This is a genomic window from Geobacillus sp. 46C-IIa (assembly GCF_014679505.1).
Classification (GTDB): Bacteria; Bacillota; Bacilli; order Bacillales; family Anoxybacillaceae; genus Geobacillus.
Genome location: NZ_CP061474.1, coordinates 2198842 through 2211514 on the forward strand (window position 1 = coordinate 2198842; position 12673 = coordinate 2211514).

Below are 12673 nucleotides of genomic sequence, written 5' to 3' on the forward strand. Positions count from 1 at the left end.
CCCATCTTATGTCGGAGGGAAAATATAGGTGAATATCCTTGGCGGGAAAAATGGGCAATATATTCCGTTTCCGGCCGGCGGCAGTCATTTTTTTCTGTTTTGTTCCTTACAATAGAAATAAAGACGCGAAGAGGGGGAAACAAGCGTGAGGCTGAGCGAATTAAGCGGCAAAGAAATCGTCGATGTGAGGCGGGCTGAGCGGCTCGGGGTGCTCGGGCAAACCGATTTGGAAATCAACGAGCAAACCGGGCAAGTTGAGGCGCTGCTCATTCCGACTGGAAAATGGTTCGGGTTTCGCAAAGACGGACAAGAAATTCGCGTGCCGTGGAAATATATCCGCAAAATCGGCGCCGATATGGTGATGATCGACGTCCCTGAAGAAGGGTGATCGAGCAGGCTGTACAAAATGAAAAAGCTAACAACCTCACAAAGGTCGTTAGCTTTTTTATGTGCCGGTGGCGGCTAGGAGCGGAGCGGCTGCGGCAGCATACCGTCGGGACTGATGAGGGCGAGAGCATAGTCTCCCTCGAAAACTGCGCACGCCAGCTCGTTCACTTTTTCGACCGTGACACTTTCGATCTCTTCGATAATTTCATCAAGCGATCGATGGCGGCCGAGAAGAAGCTCGTTTTTGCCGTTGCGGCTCATGCGGCTGTTTGTGCTTTCGAGCCCGAGCATCAAGCTTCCTTTCATTTGCTCTTTGCTGTTGCGGAGCTCTTTTTCCGTAATGCCGTCTTCTGTCAGCTGGCGCAGCGTCCATTGGATCGTTTCAAACAAAACGTCAAGCTGGCCGCTTCCCGTGCCGGCGTAAATGGCGAGCAGGCCGCTGTCTTGGTAGGCGGAATGGTATGAGAAGACCGAATACGCCAATCCGCGCTGTTCACGCACTTCTTGAAACAGCCGGCTGCTCATGCTGCCGCCTAAAATGTTGTTTAAAATAAGGAGCGGGTACGCGTCCGGATGGCCGATCGGCAGCCCCTTGAATCCGATGCATACGTGCGCTTGCTCGGTGTCTTTTTTGCGCGCGAGCTTTTGCGGCACGAACGACGGCGTTCCGGAGGAGGCCGGCTTATTGGCGGCCGTAAACGAGCCGAAATAGCGTTCAATCTCCCCGATAAACCGCTCATCGACGTTGCCGGCAACCGAAACAACGACGCGGTCCGGCGTATAATAGTCGGCCATATATTGGCGCAGCGTGTCGCCAGTAAACGTGCGCAACGTCTCTTCCGTGCCTAAAATCGGGTAGCCGAGCGGGTGGTTCGCGTAGCATGCTTTGCCGAGCAAGTCATGGACGATGTCATCCGGCGTATCTTCATACATTTTGATTTCCTCAAGCACGACGCTGCGCTCTTTTTGCAGCTCATCCTCAACGAACGTTGAGTGGAAAAACATATCAGCGAGCATCTCAAGCGCCAGCGGTGCATGTTCATCGAGCACTTTCGCGTAATAGCACGTATACTCCTTGGATGTAAAGGCGTTCACTTGTCCGCCGATGCTGTCGAACGCTTCCGCAATGTCCCGGGCCGTGCGTGTGGTCGTCCCTTTAAAAAACATGTGTTCTAAAAAATGGGAAATGCCGTTATTTTGTTCCGTCTCATTGCGCGAGCCTGTGCCGATCCATACGCCGATGGCCACCGATCTTACAGTCGGAATTTGCTCCAGCACGATTCGCACACCGTTTTTGCACGTATATTTGTTAATCAACTCCATGTTCCTCCTGTTTTTTTGCCAGTCTTTTCTCGTCGAATAAGGCCGTTAAGCTGCCGATGGCGTAGCCTTGGCGCTTAATCGAAACGATCAGCTCATCAAGCGCGGCCGCCGTCGGCATCGTTGGATGCATTAAAATCATGGCGCCGGGATGGACTTTCGATGTTACCCGTTCCACTATAACAGATGGCGACGGTTTTTGCCAATCAATTGTATCGACACTCCATAGAATCGTCTTCATGCCAAGATCAGCGGCAATTTCGACGACCTCGTCGCGATAGCTGCCGCTTGGCGGGGCGAACCACTTGCATTTGACCGCGGTCGCCGCTTCGATCACTTCGTTCGTTTTCTCGAGCTCGCGGCGGATGTTGTCGCTGCTGAGCGTTTTTAAATCCGGATGGCTGTAGGAATGGTTGCCGATTTCATGGCCGGCGTCTGCTATCATTTTTGCCATCTCCGGGTGATTTTTTACCCATCGCCCTTCCAAAAAGAACGTCGCCTTGACATCATGCTTTTTCAACGTCTCGAGCATATCAGGGATATATTCTTCCCCCCAGGCGACATTGATTAAAAACGAGACCATCGGCTTGTCGGGATGGCCGCGGTAAATCGGCGCCGGCGGCAAATCGTCCAAATGGATGCGCGGCGGCACTTGGCGGAACACGAGTTTCTGCTCATCGAACGTCCCTGTTTTTTTCATGTTTTTATAGGAAGCGTCAATATCGACCGCGAGCCCGTTGTAGCCGGGCGTCGCCTTCCATACTTTATCAATAACCGCATCTTGAGCGGGAATTTCGTATTGCTTTGCTTGTTTGGCGATCGTTTCGTACAACTTGTCACGTTTCTTCACAGCCGTCGTTTCCGCGGGGCGCCAGCTCTCGATGTAGTCGCCGACCGGCGGCCAATGAACTGCCACCCAAGCGATGAGGAACATGACCGCTAACGCCATATAGCGAGCATAACCGTTGTTCACCCTTGTCCCCCTCCTTTTTTACTACTACAAATATGTAGTAGAGGGACACGTTAGAACATAACAAAAGAGCCTTAAGAAACAAATTCCTAAGGCTTCATGCGTTGGCGCTCCGGCCGTCTTCCTCGTTTTTCCCGCGCCTCTTTCGGCGGCTCCTCGGCGCCGCGCTGCTCGCGCAGCACCGCTTTGCGCGACAAGTTGACGCGCCCTTGCTTATCGATCTCCGTCACTTTCACTAAAATTTCATCGCCGATCGAGACGACGTCCTCGACCTTGCCAACCCGTTCTTCAGCGAGCTCGGAAATGTGGACGAGCCCGTCTTTGCCGTTAAACAGCTCGACGAACGCGCCGAATTTTTCGATCCGTTTCACCTTGCCTAAATACACTTGTCCCACTTCAACTTCGCGGACGATATCTTCGATAATTTGCTTCGCTTTTTGGTTGGCTGCCTCGTCGACAGACGAGATGAAAATCGTGCCGTCTTGTTCGATATCGATTTTTACGCCGGTTTCATCGATGATTTTGTTGATTTGTTTGCCGCTCGGCCCGATGACTTCACGGATTTTATCTGGATTGATGTGCATGATCAAAATTTTTGGCGCATATTTGGACAGCTCTTTACGCGGCTCGCTCAACGTCTGCATCATATGGTCTAAAATTTCCATCCGTCCTTTGCGCGCCTGCTGCAGCGCTTCTTCCAAAATATCGCGCGTCAGTCCTTTAATTTTAATGTCCATTTGCAGCGCCGTGACGCCTTTTCTCGTGCCGGCGACCTTAAAGTCCATATCGCCAAGGTGATCCTCAATGCCTTGAATATCCGTCAAAATTGTATAATGATCCTCATTTTTCACAAGCCCCATGGCAATGCCGGCAACCGGCGCTTTAATCGGCACCCCGGCGTCCATCATCGCCAGCGTGCTCGCGCAAATGCTCGCTTGCGACGTCGAACCGTTCGATTCCAGCACTTCGGAAACAAGGCGGATCGTATACGGAAACTCGCGCTCCGACGGCACGACCGGCTCTAACGCCCGTTCGCCGAGCGCCCCGTGCCCGATTTCACGCCGCCCCGGCCCGCGCATCGGCCCCGTTTCACCGACAGAAAACGGCGGGAAGTTGTAATGGTGCATGAACCGTTTCGATTCTTCGAGATCGAGCCCGTCTAAAATTTGCACATCACCGAGCGCTCCGAGTGTGCAGACGCTTAACACTTGTGTTTGCCCGCGCGTGAACAGACCGGAGCCGTGCGTGCGCGGCAAGACGCCAACCGCTGACGACAGCGGACGAATTTCATCCACTTTGCGCCCGTCGGGACGAATTTTCTCAACCGTAATTAAGCGGCGCACTTCCTCTTTGACGAGCTTATGCAAAATTTCCTGCACTTGCTTCAGCTTCTCTTCATCGGCTTCTTCCGCTTCATATTTCGCGATCACGCCGGCTTTCACGTCCTCAATCGCGGCATCGCGCGCCAGTTTCTCCGGCACTTGCACCGCCTTTTTAATATCGGCTTCCGCAAGCTGGCGGATTTCCGCTTCCAATTGCGGGTCTGGCTCGTATAGGACAACTTCCATTTTTTCTTTGCCGACTTGGGCGGCGATTTCCTCTTGGAAAGCGATGAGCCGTTTCACTTCTTCATGGCCGAACATGATCGCTTCCAGCATCACTTCTTCCGGCACCTCGTCCGCGCCGGCTTCAACCATGTTGATCGCGTCTTTCGTGCCTGCCACAACGAGGTGCAGATCGCTTTTTTCCATTTGTTCGACCGTCGGGTTGACGACAAACTGGCCGTCGACGCGGCCGACGATGACACCGGCGATTGGCCCTTCAAACGGGATGTCAGAAATGGTCAGCGCCACCGACGAGCCGATTAACGCCGCCACTTCCGGCGAGCAGTCTTGATCGACGCTCATCACCATGGACACGACTTGCACTTCGTTGCGGAATCCTTCAGCAAACAGCGGCCGAATCGGACGGTCGATGAGCCGGCTCGCCAAAATCGCTTTCTCGCTCGGACGGCCTTCGCGCTTAATAAACCCACCCGGAATTTTCCCGACGGCGTACAACCGCTCCTCGTAGTTGACGGTCAGCGGGAAAAAGTCGACGTTTTTCGCTTCCCGCGATGCGGTGGCCGTACTCAGCACAACGGTATCGCCGTAGCGGACGAGCGCCGCGCCGTTCGCCTGTTTCGCCAACTCGCCGGTCTCGATGACGAGCGGACGCCCGGCTACATCGATGGAAAACACGCGTTTCTCTTGTTCCATACAGACGAGTACTCCTCTCTATGTATAAAAATATGGATGCCGCTGATGATTAGTATAGACGAATTGGCGCCATTGTATCAGCTGCCGCGCAAACTGCGCCTATAAACTAGCAAAAAAGCGGGAATGCTCCCGCTTTTTTATCGACGTAATCCAAGTTTCTCAATCAATTCACGGTAGCGCGCCACGTCTTTCTTGCGCAAGTAAGCCAATAAGTTGCGGCGTTTCCCAACCATTTTCAGCAGGCCGCGCCGTGAATGGTGGTCTTTTTTATGAACGCGCAAATGCTCGTTCAAGTTGTTGATTTGCTCCGTCAGGATAGCAATTTGCACTTCCGGAGAACCGGTGTCGTTCTCATGGACTTTAAATTGCTCGATAATTTCACGTTTGCGCTCTTGCGTCAATGCCATCCTCGTTCACCTCCCTAACTTGAAATCCCCGGTTGCCGAGCGGGCGTCGGTGACTCGCCTGGCCAAGCAACGGTTCGCATACATTGATTAGAATACCTCTTTTTCCGGCAAAATGCAAGTCTTTTCGTCTAAGCGGCGGAAATGCTGCTCCGCTTCTTCTTTGTCGCGGGCGATTTGCGCCGTCAACTCAGCGACGCCCGCAAACTTCCGCTCGCCCCGCAGGCGGCGGTGCCACTCAATCGCCACCGTTTCCCCGTAAATGTCGCGCGCAAACTCAAATAGATGCACTTCGACGCTCGGCAGCCCTTCACGCATCTCATGGAACGTCGGCTTGTAGCCGATATTGGCCACCCCTTCATATACTTGCCCGCCAATCGTCGCCTTGACGGCATAGACGCCGATTGCCGGCAATAAATAATCGCCGTTTAAGGCGATGTTCGCCGTCGGAAACCCGATCGTCCGACCGCGCCGTTCCCCGGTGACGACCGTCCCTTCGATGTCATAAAAGCGGCCAAGCAGGCGGGGAAGCTGTTCGACCGCCCCCTGTTCAATGAGCTGCCGCACGCGTGTGGAACTTACTTTCTCGCCGTCGACCGTCAGCTTCGGAATGACCGTCTGCCCAAAGCGGCCGCGCGCATGGAGCGGCATCGTCTCCATCGTTCCTTTTCCGAACCGCCCATAGGTGAAATCAAAGCCGGCGACAATATGTTTCACATGGAATCCGTCCAAATATTGGTCGACAAACTGTTCCGGCAACAGCCCGGCGAACGCCGGCGTAAATTCGACGATATATAGCCGATCCACCCCGAGCGCCGCGATCAGCTGCTCTTTTTTGCCGAGCGGGGTGATCAAGCGAAGCTCCGGCTGTTTGCCAAGCACAACGGACGGATGAGGGTGAAACGTCATCACCGCACTTTCATACCCGCGTTGTTTGGCCACCTCGACTGCCGTAGCGATCACCTTTTGATGGCCGAGATGAATGCCGTCGAAATAACCGAGCGCCATCACCGTCGGGGGAAGCGTCTGGCGTTCGAAGTGGTGTGGATGCGAAATAAATACTGTTTTCATATCAATGATCCACCTTCTTCATTTCCGCATGTCACCCGGCGTTAACGAAACACTTTCAGCGGCTTCATCACACCGGGGCACGCCGGATGCTTCACGTACAGGGCCAGCGCCTCCCGCTCGGGCGTCACGAGCACAACCGGCCCGTCAAGCTCCTGCAAAAAGGCGGGGAGACGGAGCAGCGCCCCGTTTTTTACTTTCTCTGCTACTTTATCATTGATTTCGTATTTCGGCAAATGAAAAAGCGCTTGCTCGACCGAAATGAGCAAGGCATCGGCCGTCCCATCGGCCGCCCGGCGCTCGACCTCTTCAAGCGTTACACAGTCGGCCAGCTGAAACGGCCCGGACGCTGTGCGGATGAGATCGGACATATGAGCCGGGTAGCCGAGCCGTTCACCGATGGTGACGGCGAGCGTACGGACGTACGTGCCTTTGCTGCACGTGACGCGAAAGCGAAACGACACCGTTGCCCCGGCGAACTGCTCGCGTTCATCAAGCAGCTCAAGCTCGTAAATGGTTACACGCCGCGCCGGACGTTCGACTTCGATGCCGGCGCGCGCATATTCATACAGTTTTTTGCCATTCACTTTCACCGCCGAGTACATCGGCGGCGTTTGTTCGATGTCTCCGGTAAGGCTGCGAAATACCGCTTCGATCTCCGCCCGCGCAATCGCCCGATCCACCGGCCGGGCGGCGATGATATCGCCATCGGCGTCTTCAGTCGTCGTCGCTGCGCCAAGCGTCACTTCTCCTTCATACGTTTTTGTCGCTCCGGTTAAAAATTCAGCGATGCGCGTCGCCTTGCCAAGACAAATCGGTAGCACGCCGGACACGTTCGGATCGAGCGTGCCCGTATGGCCGACCTTTTTTATGCGCAGCAGGCGGCGCACTTTCGCCACACAATCGTGCGACGTCATCCCCTTCGGTTTATTGAGCAGCAATACCCCGTCCATCGGCGCACCCTTCCCGTGTCATACTCACTAACGCAAATGGATAGACGGTTCGTCTATCCATTGTTCGATCCATCGTTCGCCTCCTCCGGCCCGCGGCCGTCCTCGTCGGAAATTTGCCTGATCAATCGTTCGATGCGGCTGCCGTATTCGATGGTTTCATCGATTTCGAACAAAATTTCCGGCGTTTTGCGCAGGCGGATGCGCTGACCGATTTCCGAACGAATAAACCCTTTGGCTTTCTCGAGCGCCTTCAGCGTGTTTTCCCGCTGCTCGTCGTCGCCAAAGACGCTGATGTACACTTTTGCCTGCTGCAAGTCGCCGGTGACGCGCACATCGGTTACGGTGACAAAGCCGATGCGCGGGTCTTTCAGCTTGCGGCCGATAATGTCGCTCAACTCTTTTTTCATTTGCTCGCCAACGCGAGTTGCCCGTATGTTCATCACCCATCACCTCGGTTACAACCACTCAAATGATGTCGCGGCCCGCTCCAATTCGGGAAACGAGTCGATCAAGGCCAGCGCCCGCTCGAGCTCCCGTTCGGTCGCCGACCGGCTTGACGCAATGGCGACAAGGCCGATTTTCGCCCGCTGCCATGCGTCTTGATGATCAAGCTCGGCCACAGAAACGTTATATTTTTGCCGGATTCTCGTCATCACCCGCTGAAGAACAGCCCGTTTGTCTTTTAACGACCGGGCGTTGTAGATGATGCATTCGCATGAGGCGAAGCCGATCATGCCCGAGCCACTTCCTGCATGACGTACGCCTCGATGACGTCTCCTTCTTTAATATCGTTGAAGTTTTTGATGGTCACGCCGCACTCATATCCTTGCGCCACTTCGCGCACATCGTCTTTATACCGTTTGAGCGAGTCGATTTCGCCTTCGTACACGACGATGCCTTGACGGATCAGGCGCACTTTGCTGTCGCGGGTGATTTTGCCGTCGGTGACGTAACACCCGGCGATCGTGCCGACTTTCGACACTTTGAACGTTTGCCGCACTTCCGCCTGGCCGATCACTTTTTCTTCGTATTCCGGGTCGAGCATCCCTTTCATCGCCGCTTCAATTTCTTCGATGACGTTGTAAATGATGCGGTGGAGGCGGATGTCGACGTTTTCCGATTCGGCCGCGCGCTTCGCATTGGCGTCCGGACGGACGTTAAAGCCGATGACGATCGCGTTGGAGGTCGTTGCCAATAAAATATCCGACTCCGTAATGGCGCCGACCGCCGCATGGATGATTTTCACGCGCACGCCTTCGACATCGATTTTTTGCAAGGCGGCGACAAGCGCTTCGACCGATCCTTGGACGTCGGCTTTGACGATCAAGTTCAGCTCTTTCATTTCACCTTGCTTAATTTGCTCAAACAAATCGTCCAAGCTGACGCGCGTTTTCACGCTCCGCTGCTCCTGCAGCTGCCGCTGCGCCCGCGCTTCTCCAATTTGCCGCGCTTTCTTCTCATCTTCAAATACCATAAAGCGGTCGCCGGCTTGCGGCACATCGTGCAGCCCGGTAATTTCAACCGGCATCGACGGGCCGGCTTCTTTGACGCGCCGCCCACTGTCGTTGACCATCGCCCGCACGCGCCCGTACGTCGTGCCGACGACGATCGGGTCGCCGATTTTCAGCGTGCCGGCTTGGACGAGCAGCGTCGCTACCGGGCCGCGCCCTTTGTCAAGCTTCGCTTCGATCACCGTGCCGATGGCGCGTCGGTTCGGGTTCGCTTTTAATTCTTCCATTTCGCTGACAAGCAAAACCATTTCTAACAGCTGGTCAATGCCGTCTTTCGTTTTCGCCGACAGCTTGCAGAAAATCGTATCGCCGCCCCATTCTTCCGGAACGAGGTTGTACTCCATCAACTCTTGCATGACGCGATCCGGGTTGGCTTCCGGTTTATCCATTTTGTTAATGGCGACGATCATCGGCACGTTCGCCGCTTTGGCGTGGTTGATCGCCTCGACCGTCTGCGGCATGACCCCGTCATCGGCAGCGACAACAAGAATGACGATATCCGTCACTTGCGCGCCGCGCGCCCGCATCGTCGTAAACGCTTCATGCCCCGGTGTATCAAGGAACGTAATTTTTTTGCCGTTGACCGTTACTTGATAAGCGCCGATATGCTGGGTAATGCCGCCCGCCTCCTGCTCGGTTACTTTCGAGTGGCGGATCGCATCAAGAAGCGTCGTTTTCCCGTGGTCAACGTGCCCCATAATCGTGACGACCGGCGGCCGTTCGGTTAAGTCTTCTGGCGCATCGACAATTTCGATCGTTTCAAAATTCGTTTCATCGATCGTCACTTTTTCTTCGACTTCAACGCCGTAATCAGAGCAGATGAGCTCGATCGCATCCTTGTCTAAATCTTGGTTAATCGTCGCCATCACGCCGAGCATAAACAGCTTTTTAATGATTTCCGACGGCTCGCGGCCAAGTTTTTTCGCCAATTCGGCCACCGTGAGCGAGCCTTCGAACGTAATTTTTTTCGGCAGCTCTTTTTCTTTTTTCGCCGGCTGCGGCGCCTGCTTCGCGGCCGGGGCGGCTTGTTTTTTTCCTTTCGCCGGCCCTTTTCCTTTTTTCTTCGCCGCTTGGAACAGCTTCTTTTCTTGCTGCTGCGCTTCTGTTTTTTTCGTTTCCTTTCCTTTCACCGCTCCCTTCTTCTTCGCTGGCTTCGCCGTTTCTTTCGTGTCATCAAAAATTTCCTCATCGACAAAATCGGCGGCTTTCGCCGGCGTCGGGCGCTTCGGCTTTTCCGTTTTCTTTTCCGCTTTTTTCTCCTCTTTTTTCCCGGCGTTTGGGCGGTACTGATGGTCGAGCTTTTCGACGACATCAGCCTCGAGCATGGCCATATGGTTGTTCACTTCAATGTTCATTTCTTTCAATTTATGGATAACGTCCTTGCTTGGCACGTTATGTTTTTTCGCGTATTCGTACACACGCATTTTTGACATACATTCACCCCCATAAAAATCAGTCGAGCATCGTTTGCAATTGGCGCGCGAACCCTTCGTCGGTGACAGCGACGACGACGCGGGCGTCTTTGCCGATCGCGCCGCCGAGCGTATACCGGTCCGGCACTTTGCAAAGCGGGACGCCATAAAACGTACATTTATCGGTCACTTTTTTTTCCGTATTGGCCGATGCATCTTCCGAGAGCAAAACGAGCCGCGCCTTGCCCCGCTGCACTTCCTTCACGACAAGCCCCTCGCCGGAAACGACTTTTCCGGCTCGCTGCGCCAACCCTAACAGCGATGCCCAGCGGCTACTTCTCATATCCTGCCTGTTTCTCCTTTTCCGCCAAAGCGAGCAGCTCCTCATACAGCGCATCGGCAATATCAGCTTTTAAATGGCGGGCCAAAATGTTTTTCTTTTTCGCCTGCAAAATACATTCCGGATCGAGGGTAATATACGCGCCGCGCCCCGCCTTTTTGCCGGTCGGGTCAATCGATACGTCCCCTTCTTTCGAACGGACGATGCGCACCATTTCCCGTTTCGGCTTCATCTCTCCGGTGACGACGCATTTGCGCAACGGAATTTTCTTTTGCGCTGCCATCTTCATTCCCCCTCACTCGATTTCCGCCGTTGCATCAAATGGCTGGCCGCTCTCATCACTATTTTCATTATCGGCCGTCACGCCGTCGAAATCAAGCGAAGTGGATGGCGCATGCGGGTCGATGCCCATTTCCCGCGCTTCCGATTCGCTTTTAATATCGATTTTCCAGCCGGTCAATTTTGCGGCCAGCCGGGCGTTTTGCCCACGCTTGCCGATGGCGAGCGACAGCTGGTAGTCCGGGACGATGACGGTCGTCGCCTTTTGTTCTTCATTCACGATGACGCGCAGCACTTTCGCTGGGCTTAGCGCGTTGGCGACAAACTCGACCGGGTCAGCCGACCAGCGGACGATATCAATTTTTTCCCCGTTCAGCTCATCGACGATCGCCTGCACGCGCTGCCCCTTTGGCCCGACGCAAGCGCCAACCGGATCGACTTCCGGATTGTCGGAATGAACGGAAATTTTTGAGCGGTCGCCGGCTTCACGGGCGATCGATTTAATTTCAACCGTGCCGTCGTAAATTTCCGGCACTTCAAGCTCAAACAGCCGCTTCAGCAAGCCCGGATGGGTGCGGGAGACGAAAATTTGCGGCCCTTTCGTCGTTTTTTCCACTTTTGTAATGTAGACTTTCAGCCGATCGTGCGGTTTGTACGTTTCGTTCGGCATTTGCTCGTTCGCCGGCAGGAGCGCTTCCGCTTTGCCGAGGCTGACATAGACAAAGCGCGGGTCAATGCGCTGGACGATGCCGGTCATAATGTCCTCTTCCCGGTCGACGAATTCGGCGTAAATGATGCTCCGCTCCGCTTCGCGCACGCGCTGGGTAACGACTTGTTTCGCCGTCTGCGCGGCGATGCGGCCGAAATCGCGCGGCGTCACTTCGAGTTCGACGACGTCGCCGATTTGGTAGTTCGGGTTGAGTCGCTGCGCCTCCTCGAGCGAAATTTCAAGGCGCGGGTCGATCACCTCTTCAACGACATCTTTGCGGGCGAGCACCCGGATCGTTCCCGTGTCCATATTTAAATCGACACGCACGTTTTGCGCCTGTCCGAAGTTGCGTTTATACGCTGAAACGAGCGCCGCTTCAATCGCTTCCATGACGACTTCTTTGCTGATGCCTTTTTCCCGCATCAGATCGGCTAACGCCTCAAGCAACTGCGTGTTCATGAAACGAAAATCCCCCTTTTATCATTAGAAGAAAATGACGGCTAGTCTTGCGCTCGCCACTTTTTCATACGGAATGGCGACCGTTTTTTGCCGTCCGCGGTCTTTGACCGACAGCGTGACGGTCGTTCCGTCAAAGGCGGTTAATTCGCCTTCAAACTGCTTTTCTCCTGCAATGGGCTCATACGTTTTGATATATACATGTTTCCCAATCGCTTTGACAAAATCTTTTTCATTTTTTAACGGCCGCTCCGCCCCCGGCGACGAGACTTCTAAAAAATAGTTGTGCGGAATCGGATCAACCTCATCGAGCTTTTCGCTCAGCTTTTCACTGACGACGCCGCATTGTTCAATATCGACCCCGTCGTCTGAATCAATAAAAACGCGCAAAAACCAGTTTTTTCCCTCTTTCACATATTCAATGTCTACTAATTCCAATTCCATCTCATTCAAAATCGGCGTGACAAGCTGTTCGACCGTTTCTGTCACTTTTTTGCTCATCGTTTTCCTCCTTACCGAGCAAACCTGCATGTATGGCATAATGAGAAAATCCCCTGCACAGGGCGGGGAATGAACGAAAGACGGATGCCAATTCAAGACGAAAGA

General features: G+C 54.2%; 14 protein-coding genes. 1 reads left to right on the plus strand and 13 read right to left on the minus strand.

What is annotated here, in order from left to right; all coding sequences use genetic code 11:
* The first annotated feature begins 145 nt into the window (after nt 1-145).
* Nucleotides 146-388: a YlmC/YmxH family sporulation protein gene (locus IC803_RS10830; RefSeq protein WP_020959397.1), complete on the plus strand. Its 243-nt coding sequence runs from the start codon at nt 146-148 to the stop codon at nt 386-388.
* A 74-nt stretch (nt 389-462) separates the two neighbouring features.
* On the opposite strand, the gene IC803_RS10835 is transcribed toward IC803_RS10830, so the two are convergent.
* From IC803_RS10835 to rimP, 13 genes are all read right to left on the minus strand, one after another.
* Nucleotides 463-1710: a M16 family metallopeptidase gene (locus IC803_RS10835; RefSeq protein ID WP_081206915.1), complete on the minus strand. Its 1248-nt coding sequence runs from the start codon at nt 1708-1710 to the stop codon at nt 463-465.
* The gene (locus IC803_RS10840) at nt 1697-2680 is read right to left on the minus strand and encodes a polysaccharide deacetylase family protein (RefSeq protein ID WP_081206914.1); all 984 of its coding nucleotides are present in this window, start codon (nt 2678-2680) and stop codon (nt 1697-1699) included. Before IC803_RS10840 ends, IC803_RS10835 begins: the two co-directional genes overlap by 14 nt.
* 86 nt (nt 2681-2766) lie before the next feature.
* Entirely contained in the window at nt 2767-4935 is a 2169-nt protein-coding gene (gene pnp, locus IC803_RS10845) for a polyribonucleotide nucleotidyltransferase (protein ID WP_081206913.1), read from the minus strand.
* Nucleotides 4936-5072: 137 nt separating this feature from the next.
* On the minus strand, nt 5073-5342 hold the full coding sequence (rpsO, locus tag IC803_RS10850; protein WP_081206912.1) for a 30S ribosomal protein S15: 270 nt from the start codon (nt 5340-5342) through the stop codon (nt 5073-5075).
* Nucleotides 5343-5429: 87 nt separating this feature from the next.
* Complete coding sequence (ribF, locus tag IC803_RS10855; protein ID WP_143421062.1) at nt 5430-6410, minus strand: bifunctional riboflavin kinase/FAD synthetase; 981 nt, start codon at nt 6408-6410, stop codon at nt 5430-5432.
* A gap of 41 nt (nt 6411-6451) precedes the next feature.
* Nucleotides 6452-7360, minus strand: coding sequence for a tRNA pseudouridine(55) synthase TruB (gene truB / locus IC803_RS10860; protein ID WP_081206910.1), 909 nt, complete (start codon nt 7358-7360; stop codon nt 6452-6454).
* Nucleotides 7361-7413: 53 nt separating this feature from the next.
* Nucleotides 7414-7800 carry a 30S ribosome-binding factor RbfA gene (rbfA, locus tag IC803_RS10865; RefSeq protein ID WP_081206909.1) on the minus strand — a complete coding sequence of 129 codons (387 nt, stop codon included), beginning with the start codon at nt 7798-7800 and terminating at the stop codon, nt 7414-7416.
* A gap of 15 nt (nt 7801-7815) precedes the next feature.
* Nucleotides 7816-8094, minus strand: a complete 279-nt coding sequence (locus IC803_RS10870; RefSeq protein ID WP_081206908.1) for a DUF503 domain-containing protein — start codon at nt 8092-8094, stop codon at nt 7816-7818.
* Nucleotides 8091-10304, minus strand: a complete 2214-nt coding sequence (gene infB, locus IC803_RS10875) for a translation initiation factor IF-2 (protein WP_081206907.1) — start codon at nt 10302-10304, stop codon at nt 8091-8093. Before infB ends, IC803_RS10870 begins: the two co-directional genes overlap by 4 nt.
* Nucleotides 10305-10323: 19 nt before the next feature.
* Entirely contained in the window at nt 10324-10626 is a 303-nt protein-coding gene (locus IC803_RS10880) for a YlxQ family RNA-binding protein (protein WP_063166259.1), read from the minus strand.
* A complete protein-coding gene (gene rnpM, locus IC803_RS10885) occupies nt 10616-10906 on the minus strand; it encodes an RNase P modulator RnpM (RefSeq protein ID WP_081206906.1) in 291 nt (96 codons plus the stop codon). The genes IC803_RS10880 and rnpM overlap by 11 nt, the downstream gene beginning before the upstream one ends.
* Before the next feature lie 12 nt (nt 10907-10918).
* On the minus strand, nt 10919-12070 hold the full coding sequence (gene nusA, locus IC803_RS10890; protein ID WP_081206905.1) for a transcription termination factor NusA: 1152 nt from the start codon (nt 12068-12070) through the stop codon (nt 10919-10921).
* 24 nt (nt 12071-12094) lie between these two features.
* A complete protein-coding gene (gene rimP / locus IC803_RS10895) occupies nt 12095-12568 on the minus strand; it encodes a ribosome maturation factor RimP (protein ID WP_081206904.1) in 474 nt (157 codons plus the stop codon).
* Nucleotides 12569-12673 lie beyond the last annotated feature (105 nt).

Coding starts and splice junctions, on each gene's coding strand:
- rnpM (WP_081206906.1), bottom strand. CDS start 10,906: ATGGCAGCGCAAAAGAAAATTCCGTTGCGCAAATGCGTCGTCACCGGA.
- rbfA (WP_081206909.1), bottom strand. CDS start 7,800: ATGAACATACGGGCAACTCGCGTTGGCGAGCAAATGAAAAAAGAGTTG.
- truB (WP_081206910.1), bottom strand. CDS start 7,360: ATGGACGGGGTATTGCTGCTCAATAAACCGAAGGGGATGACGTCGCAC.
- IC803_RS10880 (WP_063166259.1), bottom strand. CDS start 10,626: ATGAGAAGTAGCCGCTGGGCATCGCTGTTAGGGTTGGCGCAGCGAGCC.
- IC803_RS10835 (WP_081206915.1), bottom strand. CDS start 1,710: ATGGAGTTGATTAACAAATATACGTGCAAAAACGGTGTGCGAATCGTG.
- pnp (WP_081206913.1), bottom strand. CDS start 4,935: ATGGAACAAGAGAAACGCGTGTTTTCCATCGATGTAGCCGGGCGTCCG.
- ribF (WP_143421062.1), bottom strand. CDS start 6,410: ATGAAAACAGTATTTATTTCGCATCCACACCACTTCGAACGCCAGACG.
- IC803_RS10870 (WP_081206908.1), bottom strand. CDS start 8,094: ATGATCGGCTTCGCCTCATGCGAATGCATCATCTACAACGCCCGGTCG.
- rimP (WP_081206904.1), bottom strand. CDS start 12,568: ATGAGCAAAAAAGTGACAGAAACGGTCGAACAGCTTGTCACGCCGATT.
- rpsO (WP_081206912.1), bottom strand. CDS start 5,342: ATGGCATTGACGCAAGAGCGCAAACGTGAAATTATCGAGCAATTTAAA.
- nusA (WP_081206905.1), bottom strand. CDS start 12,070: ATGAACACGCAGTTGCTTGAGGCGTTAGCCGATCTGATGCGGGAAAAA.
- infB (WP_081206907.1), bottom strand. CDS start 10,304: ATGTCAAAAATGCGTGTGTACGAATACGCGAAAAAACATAACGTGCCA.